Source organism: Pedococcus sp. P2_E4 (assembly GCF_056403935.1).
The window spans coordinates 160781-181490 of the sequence record NZ_JBFUEO010000001.1 but is presented as its reverse complement, the minus strand read 5'-3'; the positions used below and the strand labels follow the sequence as shown (position 1 = coordinate 181490).

At 70.1% G+C, this 20710-nt stretch carries 19 protein-coding genes and 1 tRNA gene; 11 read left to right on the top strand and 9 right to left on the bottom strand.

From position 1 onward, the window contains the following. Positions 1-108: 108 nt before the first annotated feature. The gene (locus AC1DV7_RS00880) at positions 109-2010 is read right to left on the bottom strand and encodes a bifunctional metallophosphatase/5'-nucleotidase (protein WP_477593632.1); all 1902 of its coding nucleotides are present in this window, start codon (positions 2008-2010) and stop codon (positions 109-111) included. A gap of 132 nt (positions 2011-2142) precedes the next feature. Here AC1DV7_RS00880 and mshD point away from each other — a divergent pair, with 132 nt between their 5' ends. The 7 genes from mshD (at position 2143) to pstB (ending at position 10561) form a co-directional block, all read left to right on the top strand. Further along, complete coding sequence (mshD, locus tag AC1DV7_RS00875) at positions 2143-3063, top strand: mycothiol synthase (protein ID WP_477593630.1); 921 nt, start codon at positions 2143-2145, stop codon at positions 3061-3063. A 4-nt stretch (positions 3064-3067) separates the two neighbouring features. Then, positions 3068-5344: an RNA degradosome polyphosphate kinase gene (locus AC1DV7_RS00870; protein WP_477593628.1), complete on the top strand. Its 2277-nt coding sequence runs from the start codon at positions 3068-3070 to the stop codon at positions 5342-5344. Further along, a complete protein-coding gene (locus AC1DV7_RS00865) occupies positions 5341-6291 on the top strand; it encodes an NUDIX hydrolase (RefSeq protein ID WP_477593626.1) in 951 nt (316 codons plus the stop codon). The genes AC1DV7_RS00870 and AC1DV7_RS00865 overlap by 4 nt, the downstream gene beginning before the upstream one ends. A 206-nt stretch (positions 6292-6497) precedes the next feature. Beyond that, positions 6498-7625, top strand: coding sequence for a phosphate ABC transporter substrate-binding protein PstS (gene pstS, locus AC1DV7_RS00860; protein WP_477593624.1), 1128 nt, complete (start codon positions 6498-6500; stop codon positions 7623-7625). Positions 7626-7768: 143 nt separating this feature from the next. Beyond that, on the top strand, positions 7769-8782 hold the full coding sequence (gene pstC, locus AC1DV7_RS00855; RefSeq protein ID WP_477593622.1) for a phosphate ABC transporter permease subunit PstC: 1014 nt from the start codon (positions 7769-7771) through the stop codon (positions 8780-8782). Further along, positions 8779-9711, top strand: a complete 933-nt coding sequence (pstA, locus tag AC1DV7_RS00850) for a phosphate ABC transporter permease PstA (protein ID WP_477593620.1) — start codon at positions 8779-8781, stop codon at positions 9709-9711. Before pstC ends, pstA begins: the two co-directional genes overlap by 4 nt. A 73-nt stretch (positions 9712-9784) precedes the next feature. Further along, positions 9785-10561, top strand: a complete 777-nt coding sequence (gene pstB / locus AC1DV7_RS00845) for a phosphate ABC transporter ATP-binding protein PstB (RefSeq protein ID WP_477593618.1) — start codon at positions 9785-9787, stop codon at positions 10559-10561. 88 nt (positions 10562-10649) lie between these two features. Here the strand turns inward: pstB and AC1DV7_RS00840 are convergent, their stop codons facing one another. The 8 genes from AC1DV7_RS00840 to AC1DV7_RS00805 form a co-directional block, all read right to left on the bottom strand. Continuing rightward, positions 10650-11699, bottom strand: a complete 1050-nt coding sequence (locus tag AC1DV7_RS00840; RefSeq protein WP_477593616.1) for a hypothetical protein — start codon at positions 11697-11699, stop codon at positions 10650-10652. A 202-nt stretch (positions 11700-11901) separates the two neighbouring features. Next, positions 11902-12900, bottom strand: a complete 999-nt coding sequence (locus tag AC1DV7_RS00835; protein ID WP_477593614.1) for an inorganic phosphate transporter — start codon at positions 12898-12900, stop codon at positions 11902-11904. A gap of 8 nt (positions 12901-12908) precedes the next feature. Next, positions 12909-13535, bottom strand: coding sequence for a DUF47 domain-containing protein (locus AC1DV7_RS00830; protein WP_477593612.1), 627 nt, complete (start codon positions 13533-13535; stop codon positions 12909-12911). Between the two features lie 138 nt (positions 13536-13673). Continuing rightward, the gene (locus AC1DV7_RS00825; RefSeq protein ID WP_477593610.1) at positions 13674-13886 is read right to left on the bottom strand and encodes a hypothetical protein; all 213 of its coding nucleotides are present in this window, start codon (positions 13884-13886) and stop codon (positions 13674-13676) included. A 664-nt stretch (positions 13887-14550) separates the two neighbouring features. After that, entirely contained in the window at positions 14551-15198 is a 648-nt protein-coding gene (locus AC1DV7_RS00820; protein WP_477593608.1) for a hypothetical protein, read from the bottom strand. Positions 15199-15232: 34 nt separating this feature from the next. Then, positions 15233-15586, bottom strand: a complete 354-nt coding sequence (locus AC1DV7_RS00815; RefSeq protein ID WP_477593607.1) for a TFIIB-type zinc ribbon-containing protein — start codon at positions 15584-15586, stop codon at positions 15233-15235. Between the two features lie 120 nt (positions 15587-15706). After that, positions 15707-16738 (bottom strand): NADPH:quinone reductase, encoded by a 1032-nt coding sequence (locus AC1DV7_RS00810; protein ID WP_477593605.1) that lies wholly within the window; start codon positions 16736-16738, stop codon positions 15707-15709. Further along, complete coding sequence (locus AC1DV7_RS00805; RefSeq protein ID WP_477593603.1) at positions 16735-17616, bottom strand: LysR family transcriptional regulator; 882 nt, start codon at positions 17614-17616, stop codon at positions 16735-16737. Before AC1DV7_RS00805 ends, AC1DV7_RS00810 begins: the two co-directional genes overlap by 4 nt. Before the next feature lie 113 nt (positions 17617-17729). Here AC1DV7_RS00805 and AC1DV7_RS00800 point away from each other — a divergent pair, with 113 nt between their 5' ends. From AC1DV7_RS00800 to AC1DV7_RS00785, 4 genes are all read left to right on the top strand, one after another. Next, on the top strand, positions 17730-17939 hold the full coding sequence (locus AC1DV7_RS00800) for a hypothetical protein (protein ID WP_477593601.1): 210 nt from the start codon (positions 17730-17732) through the stop codon (positions 17937-17939). Between the two features lie 44 nt (positions 17940-17983). Further along, entirely contained in the window at positions 17984-18844 is an 861-nt protein-coding gene (locus AC1DV7_RS00795; RefSeq protein WP_477593599.1) for an aldo/keto reductase, read from the top strand. 171 nt (positions 18845-19015) lie between these two features. Next, positions 19016-19088, top strand: a tRNA-Lys gene (locus AC1DV7_RS00790). A 330-nt stretch (positions 19089-19418) separates the two neighbouring features. Further along, entirely contained in the window at positions 19419-20549 is a 1131-nt protein-coding gene (locus AC1DV7_RS00785) for a NosD domain-containing protein (RefSeq protein WP_477593597.1), read from the top strand. Positions 20550-20710 lie beyond the last annotated feature (161 nt).

Genomic DNA, 20710 nt, shown 5'->3' with positions numbered 1-20710 from the left:
ATTTCACCAACCCCTGCTAGCAGAGGTTGGGCCAGACGCCTGCACGCGACGGCGCCCCTCCCGTGTCCGGGAGGGGCGCCGTCGTCACTGGTATGCCGTGCTGCCGGGTCAGTTCTTGGTGATCCGGGTGCCCGCGAACGGGCTGTACGGCGAGTGCGCCTGCAGGTAGTTGGCGAAGGCGTCGATGTCCAGGCCACCGAAGAACTTGCCGGAGCCGTCCCGGAAGCCGGGGAGGCCGTCGCCACCGTCCGAGACGAAGTTGTTCGTCACGATCCGGTAGCTCGCGGTGTCACTGATCTCGGTGCCGTTCAGCAGCACCGGTCCCAGCACGCGGCTCCCGGAGGCGTCGCTGTAGCTGTAGGTGAATCCGTTCGACACCTGGAGGATGACCGGACGGGCCGTGGTGTTCGGTGACGTCTTGGTGCCGCCACCCCACTGCTCGCGCAGGATCTCCTTGATCTGGGCCCCGGTGAGGGTCATCGAGACCAGGTAGTTGTTGAACGGCTGCACCTGGAAGGCCTCGTCGAACGTCACCGCACCGGGTGCCTCACCCCACGGGGAGTTCGAGTAGGTGAGGTTGGTGCGGATGCCGCCCGGGTTCATGAAGGCGATCACCGGCGGGACCCCACCGGTGGTGGTGGACGGGTCAGCGAGCTGCCCGTCGGCGATGAGGTCGCCGAGCTTCGACTCGCCACCGGCGTTGGACGACGTCGTGATGTCGCCGCTGATGGTGCCGAGGACCTTGCTCGCGATGGGCGCGATCAGGGTCTTGTAGTCGCCGATGATCTTCGTCTGGGCCGCGTCCTTGAGCGCCGCGTCGCGCGTCACGATGAGGTTGCTGCCGGCCACCGAGGCCCGGACGATGTCCTGCGTGCGCCGGTCGAAGGTCAGGTTGGTCTCGGTGATGAGGCGCCCGAACGACGAGGCCGAGGTCACCAGGCGGGGCTGACCGGCCGGGTCCGGGATGCTGCACACGTACGGCGTGTGGGTGTGGCCGCTGACGATCATGTCGATCTGCGGCGACAGCTGCTGGGCGATCGGGACGATCGGGCTCGCGGGGATGTTGAGCCCGGTGGTCGTGCCGGTCGGACAGGCGGAGTCGAACTTGTTCTCCAGCCCCGTGGCGGGGTTGGTGTGCGGGCCGCCCGGGTAGGTCGCCGTGCGCGCCGGCACGCCACCCTGGTGGATCAGCACGACGATCGCCTTGACGCCCTGCGCCTCGAGCTGCGGCACGAGCGCGTTGGCCGTCTGCACCTCGTCGGTGAACTCGAGCCCCTCGATGCCGGAGGCCGTGACGATGTTCGGGGTGTCCTTGAGGGTCATGCCGATGAAGCCGACCTTGGCGCCCTTGAAGTTCTTGACCCACGTGGCCGGCAGGATCGTCTGCCCGGTGGCCTTGACGCGCACGTTGGCGGCGAGGATCGGGAAGTTCGCACCCGAGAAGCTCTTGCCGCCGGGGCACGAGTCCTGGTTGGCCGCGCCGGCCCCGTCGGGGAGGCAGCCGCCGTTGGCCAGCCGCTGGAGCTCCTTGTAGCCCTCGTCGAACTCGTGGTTGCCCACGGCCGTGACGTCGAGACCCAGGCTGTTCATGGCCTCGATGGTCGGCTCGTCGTGGAAGGCGGCGGACAGCAGCGGGGACGCGCCGACGATGTCACCGGCCGCGACGGTCGCGGTGTACGGGTGGCCCTGGCGCAGTGCCTTCAGGTGCCCGGCGAGGTACTCCACACCACCTGCGTTGACCGTCTGCGGCGTGGCCGCGTACGTCGTCACCCCCGTGTTCGGGTTGGTCGAGGGCACCTCGGTGTAGGTGTCCGAGGTGATGATCCGGCCCGAGGACCCAGCCGGGGGCTCGAGGTTGCCGTGGAAGTCGTTGAACGACAGCAGCTGGATGTCGATGGTCGGCCCGTTCTTGGCGGCTCCGGAGGTGCCGCTCGTGAGAGCCAGACCTGTGGCGGCCATGGCTGCCACGGCCACGACGCTGGTGACGCGTCGAGTGTGGAGAGAGGTCATGTGTGCGTCCTTGTGCGAAGAAGGAACCGGCGGTAGCCGGACCTGAGCACGCTAACCGCAGACCCCCCGATAGGGAAGATGCATGGTGCAATGCATTCCGTGTCTTCACCTGATCTGCACACTGCCGATGCCTTGACCGACGACCAGCGCCGGCAGGTCGCTGACCTGCAGGATCGCGCGTCCGCCGCCGACGGCGTGCGCCCGCTGTCGGAGCAGTCCCTGCTGGGCCTCGCCGCCGGTCCGGGTCGGGTCACCCACCTGCTCGGGTATGCCGCGTCCGGCGGCCTGCGGGGGTACGCCCAGGTGGGCGACCCGGACGACCCGGAGGCCGCCAGTGCCGAGCTCGTGGTGGATCCTGACCACCGCCGCCAGGGCACCGGTCGCCTCCTGCTGGGCGCAGTGCTGGAGCGTGCCCCCGGCGTCCGGGTGTGGGCCCACGGCGACCTCGCCGCGGCCCGGGCGCTGGCCGCGTCGGCCGGCCTGCAGGTGGGTCGCGAGCTGCACAAGATGACCAGGCCGCTGGGGCCCGACGACGAGCAGCGGTCAGCGGTGGCGCTGCCGGCTGGGTTCAGCGCGCGCGCGTTCGAGGTCGGCAGGGACGAGCACGCGTGGCTCGCGACCAACGCCGCCGCGTTCGCCCACCACCCCGAGCAGGGTCGGCTGACCCTCGCCGACCTGCAGGAGCGGATGGCGCAGCCCTGGTTCGACCCGGCGGGGCTGATCCTGGTGACCGCCGACGGCCGGCCCGACGAGGTCGCCGCCTTCCACTGGACCAAGGTCGACCCGCAGCAGCGCTCGACCCTCGACCCCGACCGCACCGCCGGTGAGGTCTACGTGGTCGGCGTGCACCCGGCATACCAGGGACGCGGGCTCGGCCGCCCCGTCACGGCCCTCGGGCTCGCGCACCTCGCCGCCCTGGGGCTGCCCGAGGTGGTGTTGTACGTCGACGGTGACAACACCGCCGCGATACGGACCTACACGGGACTGGGGTTCGGCAGCATCATGGTGGATGTGATGTATTCGCGCAGCGTTCACCAAGCACTGTCAGGATGACGACATGAGTGTCACCACCCGCACCGACGACGCGGACCTCTCCTCGAACGACACCGTCGACCCGCTCGAGGAGGTCGCCGCGGAGGTGTCGATCGCGAGCGCCCAGCCGCGCGGCTCCAACGGCCGGTTCATGCGGGTCGTGCACTCCCCCGGAACCCCGGACGACACCGGCCTGCCGGCCGACCGCTTCCTCGACCGCGAGATCTCCTGGCTGCAGTTCAACGAGCGGGTGCTCCAGCTGGCGGCTGACGAGTCGGTGCCGCTGCTCGAGCGGGCCCGGTTCCTCGCGATCTTCACCTCCAACCTCGACGAGTTCTTCATGGTCCGCGTCGCCGGGCTCAAGCGCCGCATCGCCACCGGCCTGGCCGTGCGTTCCGCGTCGGGCCTGGAGCCGCGCGAGGTGCTGGAGCAGATCTCGCTCGTGGCCCACGAGCTGCAGACCATGCAGTCGGCGGTCTACAAGGAGAAGGTCCAGCCGGCCCTCGAGGACGAGGGCATCTCGGTCGTCCGCTGGGACGAGCTCAGCGACGCCGAGCGGGCGGCGCAGACCGACCACTTCGCCGAGCGCGTCTTCCCGGTGCTGACCCCGCTGGCCGTCGACCCGGCGCACCCGTTCCCCTACATCTCGGGGCTCTCACTCAACCTTGCGGTCCTGCTCGTCAACCCCAAGACCGGCAAGGAGCACTTCGCGAGGGTCAAGGTGCCGCCGCTGCTGCCGCGGCTGCTGCACATCGACCCAGAGGCCGGCGAGCCGAGCACCGCCGATCTGTTCCGGACCCGGTTCGTCCCGCTCGAGGACGTCATCGCCGCCCACCTCGACATGCTCTTCCCCGGTATGGAGGTGCGCGAGCACTTCACCTTCCGCGTCACGCGCAACGAGGACCTCGAGGTCGAGGAGGACGACGCCGAGAACCTCCTGACCGCCCTGGAGAAGGAGCTCACGCGACGCCGGTTCGGCCCGCCGGTGCGCCTCGAGGTCGACGAGCTGATGGACGACCACGTGCTCGACATGCTCGTGCGCGAGCTCGGGGTCAGCGAGAGCGAGGTCTACCGCCTGCCGGCGCCGCTGGACCTGCGTGGCCTCAACCTCGTTGCGGACCTCGAGCGGTCGGACCTGCGCTACGAGCCGTTCCGCGGCCAGTCGCACCCCGACCTCGCCCCGGCCGAGACCGCCAAGGCGGCCGACCTGCTGGCCGTGGTCCGCGACAAGGACGTGCTGCTCCACCACCCGTACGACTCGTTCTCGACGTCGGTCCAGAGCTTCATCGAGCAGGCCGCAGCCGACCCGCACGTGCTGGCGATCAAACAGACGCTCTATCGCACGAGCGGCGACTCCCCGATCATCGACGCCCTCATCGACGCGGCCGAGGCCGGCAAGCAGGTCCTCGCGATCGTCGAGATCAAGGCCAGGTTCGACGAACAGAACAACATCTCGTGGGCCCGCAAGCTCGAGCACGCCGGGGTCCACGTCGTCTACGGCATCGTCGGCCTCAAGACGCATGCCAAGCTCTGCATGGTGGTGCGCCAGGAGCAGGACGGCGGACTGCGCCGCTATTGCCACATCGGCACCGGCAACTACAACGGCAAGACGGCGCGGCTCTACGAGGACTTCGGGCTGCTCACCTCGGACCCCCAGGTGGGCGAGGACCTCGCCCGGCTGTTCAACCAGCTGTCCGGGTACGCGCCTCGCAGCAAGTTCAAGCGGCTGCTCGTCGCGCCACGTTCGGTCCGCAGCGGCCTGCTGGACCGCATCGACGCCGAGATCGACCACGCCGAGGCGGGGCGAGGCGGCCTCGTGCAGCTCAAGGTGAACTCGATCGTGGACGAGCAGCTCATCGACGCGCTGTACCAGGCCTCGCAGGCGGGGGTGCAGGTCGACATCTGGGTGCGGGGCATCTGCGCCCTGCGGCCCGGGGTCGACGGTCTGTCGGAGAACATCCGGATCCACTCGGTCCTCGGCCGTTTCCTCGAGCACTCGCGCGTCTTCCTCTTCGGGGGCGGCGGCGAACCTGAGGTCTACATCGGCAGCGCCGACATGATGCACCGCAACCTCGACCGCCGGGTCGAGGCGTTGCTGCGCATCGCGGACCCCCGCCACGTCGCCGACCTAGCTGCCCTGCTGGCCCGTGGCATGAGCGGGGACTTCGCGCACTGGAGGCTCGGTGGCGACGGCCGGTGGACCAGGGTGAGCGCGACCCCTGACGGCGAGCCGCTGCCCGACCTGCAGTCGACCCTCATCGAGATGTACGGCAAGCGCCGCCGCAAGGCCCGCCGGCGGTGAGCGCGCCGATCCCTGCTGCGGGGACCATCCCGTGGCGGCGGCGTCGCGGCCAGCTCGAGGTGGCGCTGGTGCACCGGCCCAAGTACGACGACTGGTCGTGGGCCAAGGGGAAGCTCGATCCCGGTGAGCAGTGGCCGGTGGCTGCCGTGCGCGAGACCGAGGAGGAGACGTCGCTCGCGGTGCACCTCGGTCGGCCGCTCCCCGGCGCCGAGTACACCGTGCTCGACGCCCAGGGTGTGCCCGGCACCAAGGAGGTCCGCTACTGGGCGGCCGAGGCGAGCACCCCGGCCGGCGCGCTGCGCAACGAGGTCGACGAGGTGCGCTGGCTCGACGTCGTCACCGCCTCGGATCTGCTCGACTACGCGCGCGACCGTGACCAGCTGCGGGCCGTCGTGCGCGCCGACAACTCCGGCACCCTCACCACCTGGCCCCTCGTCCTCGTGCGCCACGCGCACGCCGTGGGCCGCGGCTCGTGGTCCGGCGACGACCAGCTGCGCCCGCTCACCCCAGCCGGCGCCGGCAGGGCCGCAGCCCTCGCACCGGTGCTCGCGGCATACGGCGTCCGTCGCCTCGTCAGCTCACCTTCGGTGCGGTGCACCGAGACCCTGCGCCCGTATGCCGCCGCGACCGGCTCCGCGATGCGCACCAAGGACGGGCTGAGCGAGGAGGGGTACGCCGTCGACCCCACCCGGGCCGCACGCCACCTCGAGCGGATGGTGGAGCGGGGCACCCCGACCGCCGTGTGCAGCCACGGGCCGCTCGTCCCCGGGCTGCTCGCCCAGCTGCACGCCCTGGTCGACCCCACCGAGCCCACCGGGCCAGCAGCCGCCGACCTCCTCCTCGAGGCCGCCGAGGCCAAGATGGCCAAGGGCGAGGCGCTCGTTGCACACCTGGCAGGCACTGGCGCACAGGCCCGCGTCGTCGCGGTGGAGCGCCTGCTCCCCTGAGCGCAGCCGGGCCCTGCTGACCGGCGCCTGACCTTTCGTTCACGCGGCGGTCCCACGGGGGACGGTCGCCCGTCCTCCAATGTCTGGCTCGTGTTCACCCTGCGTTCACCGGCGACGGGCCGCTGCGTCACTCGCCCTCCTTACCTTCGCAGCGTCGGGCATTACCGCCCGCCCCCTGTTTTCCCCTGTGGAGAGGTTTGAACACCGTGAAGATCCAGCGTCTCGGCCAGCTGGCCAGCGTCGCCCTGATCGGATCCCTCGCGCTCACCGCGTGTGGATCCGACGACAACACCGGTTCCGGCAGCAGCGCGTCGGGCTCGAGCAGCTCCTCCTCGGCCGCCAATGACTGCCCCAAGGGCGGCACGCTCAACGGCGAGGGCTCGTCGGCCCAGAAGAACGCCATCGAGGAGGTCATCGCCTCGTTCCAGGACGAGTGCGCCGGCACCACCGTCAACTACAACCCCACCGGTTCGGGTGCGGGCATCAAGCAGTTCATCGCGGGTCAGGTCGACTTCGCCGGCTCCGACTCGGCGCTCAAGACCGAGGAGAAGGACGGCAAGGTCGAGGCCAAGGACGCCGAGACCGCCTGCGGCTCGCCTGCCTGGAACCTGCCGATGGTCACCGGCCCGATCGCGATCTCGTACAACGTCAAGGGCGTCGACAAGCTCGTCCTGACCCCCGAGGTCGCGGCGAACATCTTCGCCGGCAAGGTCACCACGTGGAACGACCCGTCGATCGCCAAGCTCAACTCGGGCGCGACCCTGCCCTCCGAGCCGATCAAGGTCTTCTTCCGCTCCGACGAGTCGGGCACGACGGAGAACTTCACCAAGTACCTCAAGGCCGCTGCCCCGGCCGGCTGGACCACCGAGCCCGGCAAGAAGTGGCTCGGCAAGGGTGAGGGCAAGGAGAAGTCCGCTGGTGTGGCCGGCGCCGTCAAGGCGACCGAGGGTGGCATCACCTACGCCGAGTGGTCCTACGCCAAGGACAACGACCTGGGGATCGCCCAGATCGACAACGGTGCTGGCCCGGTCGAGCTGACCGGCGAGGCCGTCGGCAAGGCCGTCGCCGCCGCCAAGCCTGCGGGCGAGGGCAACGACCTGCGCCTCAAGCTGGACTACACGACCAAGGAGGCCGGGGCCTACCCGATCCTGCTGGTCACCTACGAGATCGTCTGCTCGAAGTCCAAGGACGCCGAGAAGGCCGCCTTCACCAAGGCCTTCCTGAAGCACTTCGCCTCGGCCGACACCCAGAAGTCCCTCGAGAGCATCGGCTACGCGCCGCTGCCCGACGAGGTCCGCACCAAGGTCGACGCGGCCATCACCGCCCTGTCCTGATCGAGCCTCACCTGACCGACCCGGTGTGCCGGGGGGCTGGTTCCACCCAGCCCCCCGGCTCCGGCGTTTTCCGCCACACTCCTGCACACTCGTCCTGACCCCACCGCTAACCCCACCCCTGACCCCGCACCGAAAGGCGCACCGTGAGCTCCGTGACCGGCGTATCGATCGCTGACGAGCTGCCCGGCCCGGACGGCCGACCCTCGCTGACCGGCGACGGCGCCGGCACCGGACGGCTCGGCGACCGACTCTTCGGCGGGGCGGCGCGCGGCGCCGGCATCCTCGTCATCGCGCTGGTGTCGCTCGTGGGTGCCTTCCTGCTCGTCCAGGCGATCCCGGCGATCGCCGACGACAAGGTGAACTTCCTGACGTCGCGCGAGTGGTCGGTCGACAACTCGAACGACCTGCGGTTCGGCATCGTCGAGCTGTTGTGGACCACGGTCGCCGCCTCGACGATCGCCATGATCATCGCGGTGCCTGTCGGGGTCGCCGTGGCGCTGTTCATCACCCAGTACGCCCCCACCTGGCTGTCGCGCCCGGCCGCCAACCTGGTCGACCTGCTCGCCGCCGTGCCGTCGATCGTCTACGGCCTGTGGGGACTGCGGACCTTCGGCCCGGTCTTCGAGCCGGTCCAGGACTTCCTCAGGGACAAGCTCGGCTGGTTCCCGCTCTTCTCCGACGCCAGGATCAGCGGCGGCAGCACGATCCTGTTCGTCGGCATCGTGCTCGCGATCATGGTGCTGCCCATCGTCACCGCGCTGTCGCGCGAGGTCTTCGCGCAGACGCCGGTGACGCACAAGGAGGGCGCCCTCGCGCTCGGCGCGACGAAGTGGGAGATGATCCGCACCGCCGTCCTGCCGTTCGGCCAGGCGGGGGTCATCTCGGCCGCGATGCTCGCCCTCGGCCGCGCCCTCGGCGAGACCATCGCCGTCACCATCATCCTGTCGACCCTCGCCTCCGGCACCGGCTGGACCTGGTCGCTGCTCAACGGCGGCGAGACCTTCGCCTCGCGGATCGCCAACAACGCCGGTGAGTTCGACTCACCCTCCAAGACCGGGGCTTTCATCGCCGCCGGCCTGGTGCTGTTCGTCCTCACCTTCATCGTCAACGCGATCGCGCGCATCGTGATCGAGCGCAGGAAGGCGTTCACCGAATGAGCACCGACGTCGTCACCGACCGCGCCGCGCCCACTCCGCCCGTCGCCGCAGGCGGACCCCCGCCGGCCCTGGGCCACCCCGCCCGAGGGCGCGAGGTCAAGGACCTGCTCGCCAGGGTCGTCATGTGGGGGGCCTTCCTGCTGGCTCTCGTCCCCCTGCTCTGGATCCTGTGGACCGTCGTCAGCAAGGGTGGTCACCTGCTCCTCGAGGCGGACTGGTGGACGAACTCCCAGAAGGGCATCACCGCGCGTCGCGAGGGTGGCGGCGCCGTGCACGCCATCCAGGGCACGCTCATCCAGGGCGTCACCACCGCGGTGATCTCGGTGCCGATCGGCGTGATGACGGCGGTCTACCTCGTGGAGTACGGGCGGGGACGCCTCGCCAAGACGGTCTCGTTCATGGTCGACATCCTCACCGGCGTGCCGTCGATCGTGGCCGGCCTGTTCGTCTTCGCCCTGTGGGTGGCGACGTTCGACTTCAAGCGCGTGGGCTTCGCCGTCTGCCTCGCCCTCGTGCTGCTCATGATCCCCGTGGTCGTGCGCTCCACCGAGGAGATGCTCAAGCTCGTCCCGAACGAGCTCCGCGAGGCGTCCTACGCTCTCGGCGTCCCGAAGTGGAAGACGATCATGAAGGTCGTGCTCCCCACTGCGTTCTCGGGGATCGTGACCGGGGTCCTGCTCGGTATGGCGCGGGTGATGGGTGAGACCGCCCCCCTGCTGATCCTCGGGCCGTACACCAAGACCATCGCCACCGACCTGTTCAGCGGGCTGATGCCGACGCTACCGACGATGATCAACCAGGACCGCACCGAGAACCTCCAGCCGGCCATCGACCGCGTCTGGGCAGCGGCGCTGACCCTGATCCTGCTGGTGCTGCTGCTCAACCTCGCCGGGCGGTTCGTCGCCCGCTTCGGCTCGGTCAAGAAGTAGCCCTCCCACACTGCACCTGCCCCCGTTGCCGGCCCACCGGCATACAACACCTCGAAGGACGAAAGCACACACCATGGCCAAGCGAATCGACGTCAGTGACCTGAACGTCTACTACGGCTCGTTCAAGGCCGTCGAAGGCGTCACCATGACGGTGGAACCGCGCTCGGTGACGGCGTTCATCGGACCGTCCGGCTGCGGGAAGTCGACCTTCCTGCGCACCCTGAACCGCATGCACGAGGTGATCCCAGGGGGGCGCGTCGAGGGCAAGGTCATGCTCGACGACCAGGACCTGTACGCCTCGGGCGTCGACCCCGTCGCCGTGCGCCGGACGGTCGGCATGGTGTTCCAGCGCCCCAACCCGTTCCCGACGATGTCCATCTATGACAACGTCGCGGCCGGCCTGCGGCTCAACGGAGTACGCGGCAAGGCCAAGCTGGACGAGGTCGTCGAGAAGTCGCTGAACGGCGCGAACCTGTGGACCGAGGTCAAGGACCGGCTGTCGAAGCCCGGCGCAGGGCTGTCCGGTGGCCAGCAGCAGCGGCTGTGCATCGCCCGGGCGATCGCCGTCGAGCCGCAGGTGCTGCTGATGGACGAGCCGTGCTCGGCCCTCGACCCGATCTCGACCCTCGCGATCGAGGACCTGATCGCCGAGCTGAAGAGCCAGTACACGATCGTCATCGTCACCCACAACATGCAGCAGGCCGCGCGGGTCTCCGACCAGACGGCGTTCTTCAACCTCGCGGCGACGGGCAAGCCGGGCAAGCTGGTCGAGGTCGACAACACCCAGAAGATCTTCAGCAACCCCAGCATCAAGGCGACCGAGGACTACATCTCCGGCCGCTTCGGCTGACCCCCACCCCACCCGATCCAACCCCGACTTAATGCCGCTGAGGCGCAACGATGGCCCGAATCCGGGGCAACGTTGCGCCTCAGCGGCACTAAGTGGGAGGAGTGGAGGGCGGAGGAGGCCACTCTCGCATGGGGTCCGCCAGGTCCTGACGCCACAGGCAGCGAATCCGGCCGAGCCGCGACCGACGCGCCGCCGCATCGACGCTGCGCGCCAGACCGAGGCCACCGTGGCGCAGGTCGGCCACACCCCACCGTGCCACACCGAATCCCAGCGCCTCGAGCGCGCGCTCCCGGTCACGCTCGGCCAGGACCCGCCGAGCCACCGCGTCGGGCCCGCCGCCTGCATCGTCGAAGTCCCCGCGGTACTTGCCCAGACCGTCGGCCTCCCCGATCACCCCCAGCGCCGGCCACAGGAAGTCGACACGACCCACCAGACGCCCGTCGAGGGTGTGGATCCACACCTGGCTGAGCGGACGGCCCAGTCCACGCAGGTGTGCTGCGGCGACTGACGCCGACTCCAGCCACGACTCGCGCCGGTGGTCCACGAGCCCGATGGCGGTCCGCAGCTTGAGGACTCCCGGCCAGCGGCGCATTCGCCTGCGCATGTCCACCAGCTCGCCGGTCGTCGTGAGCTCGCACCGCAGCGCCTGGTCCGCCACCGCCAGACCGTCGGTGAGCCGCATCGTGCGCAGGCAGTCGGCGACCGTCCTCCCGGGTGTCGTGACGACGAGCTCGTCCCGGACCTCCCACTCGCCTGCCTCGAGGGAGCCGTGAAGCACGACACGCCATCCCCCGCGTGGCCCGGTGCGCAGCTGTCCGTCCAGCGCAACCAGGCGCACCGGACCGAGGGGTCCGGCGGGCGTCGGCAGGCCGAGCACGGTTGCCGCGGACACGTGGCCGACCGCGCAACCGGGAGTGGCAAGGAGGGCTGCGCGGCACGTCGCCCGATGACGCTGGGCCTCGGAGGCCTCCAGCCAGTCGGGCACCACTGCATACAGACCCTCAGCCAGGCAGCGGAGGTCGCCGCGGTTGGTGGCCCCCCGGAGGGCGCGGCTGGTGAGTCCGGCGGCGGCGGCCTCGGGCGCCAGGAAGGGCTGCGGGAGCCGTCGCCACACCTCGGGTTCTGTCCGCCGCGGCATGCGGGCAGCATCGCTGCCCTGCGACCCCCGCCGGTATGCCGCGTGGCCACCTCTGTGGACGGCTCACCCTGAGTGGCGCCCCTGTGGACGACCGGTAACGGCCCTCACACCTTCCCCACTTCGTGCCGCTGAGACGCAACGACATGGCGATTTCGCCGGAGTGTTGCGCCTCACCGGCACCAAGTCGGGGAGCGGTGGCGCGTCAGACGACGAGGTTGACGATCCAGAAGGAGACGGCGGCGACGATGCCGGCGCCGGGGAAGGTCAGGACCCACGCACCCACGATGTTGCCGGCCACCCCCCACCGGACGGCGGACAGCCGCTTGGTGGCGCCGACGCCCATGATCGCCGAGGTGATCGTGTGCGTCGTCGAGATGGGCGCACCGAACGCGAGACCGGCGACATAGAGGATGGCGGCGGCCGTCGTCTCGGCAGCGAACCCCTGGGGCGGGTCGAGGTGGATGATGCGGCGGCCGAGCGTACGCATGATCCGCCACCCACCGGCATACGTGCCGAGGGAGATGACGATCGCGGACAGGACCAGGACCCACAAGGGGATCGAGTCGTCACCGGCTTCGTGGTAGCCGCCGACCGTCAGCGCGAGCACGACCACACCGGCGGTCTTGGCCGCGTCCTGCAGGCCGTGGCCGAACGCCATGGCCGCGGCGGACGCGGTCTGGGCGTAGCGGAAGCCGCGCGAGACCCTACCCGGGTGGGCGTTGCGGAAGATCCACAGGATCGAGGTCATGACGAGGTAGCCGACGAGCACCCCGACGATCGGCGAGGCCACCATCGGGATGATGATCTTCTCGAGGACGCTGGCCCAGTGGACCCCGGCCGAGGCGGCCAGGGCTGCGCCACCGAGACCGCCGATGAGGGCGTGCGACGAGGACGAGGGCAGGCCGTACCACCAGGTCAGCAGGTTCCAGCCGATGGCACCGACGAGGCCGGCGCCGCAGATCATCAGGCCGACGCTGCCGTTGGGCGCGTCGATGACGCCGGAACCGATGGTCTTGGCGACCTTGGTGCCGAAGAACGCACCGACGAGGTTGGCGACGGCGGCCATGGCCAGCGCGACTCGCGGCGTCAGGGCGCGGGTCGAGACCGAGGTCGCGATCGCGTTGGCGGCGTCGTGGAAGCCGTTCGTGTAGTTGAACCCCATCGCCAGGGCGATGACGATTCCGACAGGGAGCCAATCCATGGGAGGACTCAGGACTCCTTGACCGCGATGCTCTCGACCTTGTGCGCGACCTTCTCGAACGCGTCAGCAGCGGCCTCGAGCTCCTCGATGACCTCCTTCAGCTTCATGATGGTGATCGCGTCGGCGCCGAAGTCGAGGTTGAACAGTCCTGCGAGCAGTCGGCGGTAGATCTGGTCGGCCTGGTTCTCGAGTCGGTTGATCTCGATCCAGTACTCGCTGAGGTCCTGCATCGACCGCAGTCGGGGCATCGCCTCGGCGGTGAGCTCGGACATCCGCGCCAGCACCTCGACCTGGTCGGAGACGCCTGCAGGGAGGTCGCCCACGCGGTAGAGCACGATCAGGTCGACCGCGGCGTCCATGAGGTCCATGCAGTCGTCGAGCGCCGACGCCAGACCGTGGATGTCCTCACGGTCGAACGGCGTGATGAACGAGCTGTTGACCTTACGGATGATCGCGTGTGTCGCCTCGTCGGCGTTGTGCTCGATCTCGCGCATGCGAGCCGCGACGACCTCGCGCTCGGCCTCGTCGACACCGAGGACGGTGGTCAGCTCACGCGAGCCTTCCACGAGGTGCGAGGCAGACTTGGCGAACAGGTCGTAGAAGCTGTTCTCCTGGGGGGTGAGGCGAAAGCCCACGGTTCTCTCCGGTCATGCAAGGGGGATGGCCGTGGACGATGCTACGGGCACTGCGGCGTCTTTTCGCAACCTGGTGTTCACCGCGCGCCCACCCGGGGGCTCCCTGAGCACACCCTGACGAGGTACCGGGACGACGGGTCAGGCGTCCTGCTCGCGCCGGACCAGGCTCGGGGAGCCTTCCTCGCGCCGGACCGGGCCCCCGGCCTTGATGCCGAGCGCCTCGTCGATCTCGTCGTCCGTGAGCGCACGCTCACTGGCAGAGGCGGCGACGACGAGCTCTCCGACGAGTTCGATCTCGTCCTGGAGGGCGTCGTCGGTGAGCTCTCCACCGGCGGGGCGTTCCGAGGTCATGGTGAAACGCTAACCGAGTCCGGCGGCGAGGTGACCCTCGGTTTGCCATCTCTTGACCAGCCGGGGGCAGGAACCACCCATCTGGGTCATGGAGGGACCATCCGGACTAGTCCCAGGTACCTATGCTCGATGATGGAGAAGTGCCTCGCGAGCCCCTTCGGACTCCCGCGAACGCCGCGCGTGGCGCCGGGGCCGCGGGTTGGCGTTGGCGGACTCGCAGGGGCCAGTGACCACTGACTGTGGGTCCTTCAGACACGGGGTATGCCGCGTGGGCGGCTGGGCGGAGCCTGGTCGCCGTTCGCGCCGGATCGCCCGAGCGGTCGCGACGCAGCACACCACAGCGGTCGACCACGGCGACGAGGAGTAGCTGCGCGGCATACGTCGTTGCGGCGCAAAGGAATTCACACGCGCGGGGATGTTTCCGGAAATCGTGCGTCGGGCCGGGAGCGCCTCACGGCGCGTGGCCGCTCGTAGCGGCTTCAGTTGGGACCCGGGGCTACCGCGGCCCGACGCACGTCTGACTGTAACCCCAGTCGTGGGGTGGTTGTTCCCGCTTCCCCAGGTCTGAACGGAGGACTTCTGGGGGCTGAACGGACGAGCGCGGGCCGGCGTGTGCGGGCTGAGCGGACGAGCGCTGGCGGGCGCGCGCGAGGGCGGCGTGCCCTCAGAGCAGCTCGCCGGCCGTCGAGAGGCGGGCACACGCCTCGAGGTCCTCGGCGGTGGCGAGCATGGACGCGGCGCGACGGGTCTGTGCGGCCGCGGCCTCGCGGTCCTGCGCGTCGGTGGTGTGCGCGCGCTCTGCCCGACCGGCGGCCACGACGCGGCAGAACGCAGCGGCCCGCTGGAGGGCGATCGCGAGGTCGCCCTCGAAGACGCCTCGCAGGATGGCGTCGCTGAGCTCGCGCAGCTCGGCTGGGCCGGGTGGTTCGGCCACGCCGGCGAGCACGTGGTTGACGTCAGTGAAGCGGATGCCCTCGGCATAGTCCGCGCTCGCCTCGTCCGGGCTGCGCTGCACCCACTCACGCAGCGCGTACAGCCGCCACAGCGCGCCGGGGAGGCTGCGGGCAGGTCGGTCCGCCCAGAGCTCCGCCACGGTCGACAGGCCGAGCTCGTCGACGAGCGAGACGAGGCGGGCCGTCAGGGCGGGGTCGTCAGCAGCCCGGCCGGTGCCGACCAGGACGGCAGCCGTCTCGTGGGCGATCTCGGTGACCTCGGCGGGGTCGGGCACGGCACCGCCCTGGCTCTCCATGGCCGCAGGGCTGAAGAACGCAGGACGGCGGGGGCCAGGGCGGCCGCTGGGCTCGTTTCTCATCGGGACCAGTGTCCCAGCCCCGGGCGGCCGGCGCTCAGTCGAACAGCTCGCTGAGGAAGGACTTCTTGCGCCGGTGGCCGGAGCCGTACTGGCCGTAGGGCGCCTTCGACGTCGAACGGTAGGGCGCCTGGTAGCCCTGAGCCGGCTGCTGCTGCCACGCACTCTGCTGCGCGTGCTGCGCCGGCTGTGCAGGTGGCTGCGGCACGGGCTGCGCCGGCGCCTGCTGGACCGGCTGCTGGTGCCAGGCGTTCTCCGCGGCCACGAGGGCCTCGAGCTCGCCGCGGTCGAGGAACAGGCCCCCGCATCCGGTGCACTGGTCGACGTGGACCTGGTTGCGCTCGTAGCTGCGCATGTCGGAGCCACACTTGGGACAGGTGAGGGTGCTCATGCAGGGGCCAACGGGTCGGTCCTCCGCCAGGTTCCACAGCACGGCGCGGGCGGATGAGGGCGGCGGGGAGCCACCTCATCCTCAGGCCGGTCCGGCCGAACCACGGTGTCGGGCGCGGTTCTAGCCGATCCGAGCGTTGGGTGAGACGTCGATCAGGACCTTGCCCACGACCCCGCTCTCGACGGCGGCGTGCGCCTCCCCGGTGTTCTCCAGCGCGAACCAGTGCAGGGGCACGCCCGCAGCTTCACCGACGGCCAGGGCCCCATCCTCGACGGCCGCGCGGACCCCAGCGATGGCGTGGTCCTTGGCCTGCCTCGAGACCGTGTAGACGAGGACGCCCTGCCAGCGCAGGTTCTTGGTCATGGCCTCCCGGATCGGAATGCGGACCTCGTCTGCGCCGTCGTCGGCGTAGAAGGCAATCGTGGCGCTCGGTGCGGCAACGGCATGGTTCAGGACGGCGTTGGCGTCCGGGGCCACCTCGACGAAGAGGTCGACTCCGTCGGGGGCGATCGCGCGGACCTCTTCGATGGCGTTTCCGGCGCGGTAGTTGACGACGTGGTCTGCGCCCGCCGCCGAGGCCAGCACGGCCTTGGCTGGTCCGCTGACGGTCGTGATCACGCGGGCGCCGGCCCAGCGGGCGAGCTGGATGGCGGCGTTGCCCACGGCTCCAGCGCCGCCCGCGACGAGAACGGTCTTGCCGGACAGCGCGCCAGGCGCCAGGCGTTCCGGACCTCCTTCGGCGACGGTCAGGGTGCGGTGCGCGGTCACGGCGGGGATGCCCAGCGACGCGCCGAGCGCGAATGACGCGGTGTCAGGGAGCGGCACGCACTGGCGCTCGGGCAGCACGACATACTCCTGCGCGGTGCCCCCCGCGCGTTGCCACGCGGCCTCCCAGATCCAGACGCGCTGACCCACTCTCGACTGGGACACGCCCGAGCCCACCGCGTCGATGACCCCGGCACCATCCTGGTTGGGCACCTGCTCGGCGATCCCGGGAGGAGGCCCGGTGGCGCGTCTCTTCCAGTCCGTGGGGTTGACGCCCGAGACGTGGACCCGCACGCGGACCTCCCCGGGCCCCGGGTCTGGGACAGGCCGATCGACCAGATGAAGAACCTCGGGGCCACCAGCGGAGGTGTAGGCCATCGCTCTCATGGCAGGTAGCGCTTCCGGATCGGCGCGAGGAAGGTCTCGCCGGCGGCGGTGGTGGCACTGGCCGGCAGGGCGATCGTCACGTCCCAGGTCGGCGCATCCGCTGGCAGCGGGAGGGCAACGAGCTTGCCGGCCTTCTTGGCTGCGATGTGCTTGGGGACGACCGCGATGCCCAGGCCGTGCTCAACCAGGTCGAGCAGGGTGTGCACGTCATTGACCTCGGAGGCGATGTGCCGGCCGACTCCTGCTGCGGCGAAGGCCCGGTCGGCCACCTGCCGGGAGCCCCAGTCGGCGTTGAAGTCGACGAACGTCTCGCGGCTCAGGGCCTTCCAGCCGACGCGCTTGGTGCGGGTGAGGCCATGCTCGGGCCGGCACACCACCGTCATGGGCTCGCGTGCCAGACGCTCGAACCGCACGTCGTCCGTTGCGCCGGGAGACCCTGCCACGAAAGCGATGTCGAGCCGGCCGGTGTGGACCTCGTCAACCAGGCGGGCCGAGCCGGCCTGCTGGACGACCAGCTCGACGCCGGGGTGCTCTGAATGGAACTGTGCGAGCTCCCTCGGCACGTCGACCGCCCCGAGGCACTGCTCGGTGCCCACCCGCAGGCGGCCTCGCCGCAAGCCCCGGACGGCGGCGACCGCATCGCGTGCGGCCACCACACTTGCCAGCGTGCGACGGGACTCCTCCAGCAACGCCAGCCCGGCGTCGGTCAGAGCCACCCGTCGGGTGTTGCGGTCGAACAGCTCGGCGTCGAGCTCCTTCTCCAGCGCCCTGATCGAGGCGGACAGCCCGGACTGGGAGATGAACAGCCTCTCGGAGGCGCGGGTGAAGTGCCTCTCCTCGGCCACGGTCACGAAGTGCTCCAGCTGGCGCAGGTCCATGACCCAGAAGCATAGGTGGTTACTGTCAGCAGTTTCTACTGTTGGACATGTTAATCAGGGGAGGTGATCCTTGACGACATCAGCGATTCACCAGATCCAGAACGGAACGTCCCTTGAACGACCACCAGCCCCTGACCGTCGAGGAGTCCAGCCGCCTCGCCGTCACCGCCACCGTCACCGACCTCGAGTACTGGGCGCACGACCTCGCCGTCGATGGCAGGCTCGATCTCCTCGACCTGTTGCGCGTCCTGGATGCCATCCGCGCCAGCAGCTTTCCGCAGAGCGCGGGCCAGCCCACCTCCCTCGCCATCCTCGCCAGCTGACGGCCGTCCACCGGCCGAACCCCAACCACAAGGAGCCACCACCCATGCACCTGCGCCAGATTGGCGACACCAAGGTCAGCGCCATCGGACTCGGCGGGATGCCCATGTCCATCGAGGGCCGCCCCGAACGGTCTCGCTCCATCGACACCATCCACGCCGCCCTCGACGCCGGCATCACCCTCATCGACACGGCCGACGCCTACCACCTCGATGCGAGCGACGTCGGCCACAACGAGGCTCTCATCGCCGAAGCCTTGGCCTCGTATGGCGGCGACACCTCCGACGTCCTCGTCGCCACCAAGGGCGGGCACCTGCGCCCCGGCGGCGGCGCCTGGACCCTGGACGGTTCCCCTGCACACCTCAAGGCAGCGTGCGAGGCATCCCTGCGGCGCCTCGGGGTCGAGGCCATCGGGCTGTACCAGTTCCACCGACCCGACCCCACCGTCCGCTACGAGGACTCGGTCGGCGCCATCGCGGACCTGCTCGACGAAGGCAAGATCCGGATGGCCGGCATCTCCAACGCCAACCCCGACCAGATCCGCAGCGCCCAGCAGATCCTCGGCGGCCGCCTCGTGTCCGTACAGAACCAGTTCTCCCCGGCCTTCCGGTCCAGCGAGCCGGAGCTGGAGCTGTGCGACGAGCTCGGCATCGCGTTCCTGCCCTGGAGCCCACTCGGGGGCATCAAGAACGCCTCCGACCTCGCCACCACCCACGAACCCTTCGCCGAGGTCGCTGCCGAGACCGGCGCCACCGCCCAGCAGGTCACCCTCGCCTGGATGCTGGCCAAGTCCCCGGTCGTCATACCGATCCCCGGATCCAGCCGCCCGGAAACGATCCGCGCCTCCGCCGCCGCGGTCGACCTGCAGCTCACGCCCGAGCAGTTCAGTCGGCTCGACCGCTCCTGATCGGTACCGGGCTCCGCCCCACTGCAGGACGGATGCAGAGTGCCCCCCGGCCCCGACGGGACCGGGGGCACATCCGTCACCCGCTGCGCCGGTAGCCTGTGCCCCGGCGGTGATCGTGGCGGGGCGCCCTGAGGAAAACCCGAAGAAGCCCGGCCGAAGTCCTGATCCCCCGGGCCTCTAGCTCAATGGTTAGAGCTGCGGACTTTTAATCCGTAGGTTGTGGGTTCGAGTCCCACGGGGCCCACTCCACCTCCCAGGGAATCGGGCGGTGCGCGTCACGTTGCCGCGCTGCGCCCACGTTGCCGAGGCCACGCTCGCCGCAACGTGGGCGGACCGCGGCAACGTCACCAGCCGCGTCGGCCCGGTCGCCCGCGACGACCCGCAGCCCCCAGCCGCAGGCCGCGCGGCCGCCTCCCGACGAGGTACTGCACTTGACGTACCTGTCGCGTGAGGCCTCATGTCACCGTTGGCTGGTCGCCGACCGAGCTGCTCAGCAGGAGGGTCTCCGGCAGTCCACAGCGATGAACCACGAGCACCAACGGGGGCAGGAATGCGCTCAGGAACCCAGCGTCGGGTGAGCCTGCGAAAGGCCACCATGGGCATCGGGCTCGTCGCCCTTGTCGTCATCCCCGCCCAGCCCGCGGCTGCGGCCGGCGCCAAGAGCAGCAGCCTCGCCTGCGGGACCGTGGTGACCCAGGACGTCCGCCTCGCGGCCGACCTGAACTGCGCCGGGGACGCGCTCGTGGTCGACGGTGCCGGGACGATCACGGTCGACCTCCAGGGACGCAGGGTCACCAGCACCGGCGGCACCGCCGTGACCGTCCGCAACTCGACGCACGTGACCGTGAAGGGCGGGAGCGCCTCGTCCCTGAGGGCGGACTCGGCCGTCGAGCTGCGCAACCTGGCCCTCGGCAGGCTGGACTTCGAGGCACCTGTCGACGCCCGACGCATCGCCGTCACCGGACCCACGACAGGGCAGCGCCACGACGGCAACACGTCCTTCCGCTCCTCACGGCTGGACACCGTCGCCCTCCACGGCGTCCTCGATGCGGTCTTCAGGGACAACGTCATACGGTCCCTGAGCATGGCCGACGCGCACCGCACGCTGGTGCGGGGCAACACCGCCGGATCCGTGTCCCTCCTGCAGTCCGACGAAGTCACCGTCGCGAACAACCGGGTCCAGCGCATCGGCGCCAGCCAGAGCCGGGGACTTCACGCCGTCGGGAACCAGGTCACGGGCACGGGAACCGGAACCGGCATCTCCCTCAGCTTCATCGAGCCCGGCGTGCAGGGCACGCTCGTCGCCCGCAACACGGTTCGGGGCGCCGGGACCGGCATCGCCGTCACCCAGCTGCTCGGCGACGCGACGATCTCGGGCAACTCCGTGAAGGCAAACGCGGTGGCGGGCCTGACTGCCGCGAACCTCCTCGCCGGGTCCCTCTCGATCACCGGGAACACGTTCATGCGCAACGGCTTCGACAGCACCGCGGTCGACTCCGGCGGTCGGACGATCAACGACGGTGTCCACATCGTCCTCAGCTCGGACCGCCCGGGCGCCACGGCTCGACTCGCGCGCAACGCGGCCATGAGCAACACGGGCTTCGGCTTCGAGGTCGTCGGGCCGGCTGGCCAGGTCCACAACGGTGGCGGGAACGTGGCCAAGCGCAACGGCGAAGGTGGGTGCTGGGGCCTCACCTGCCGCTGACGAGTACCGCTCGGGGACCCGGCGCCGATCTCGGTGCCGGGTCCTCCGCGTTCCACTGGGAGCCAGCCCGTGCTTCGGATGACGGTGTTCTACGTCGGATGGCGGTGTTTGGTAGCGCTTGATCGTCTTACCGTCGAATGAGCGGCCAACGACCCTTTCAG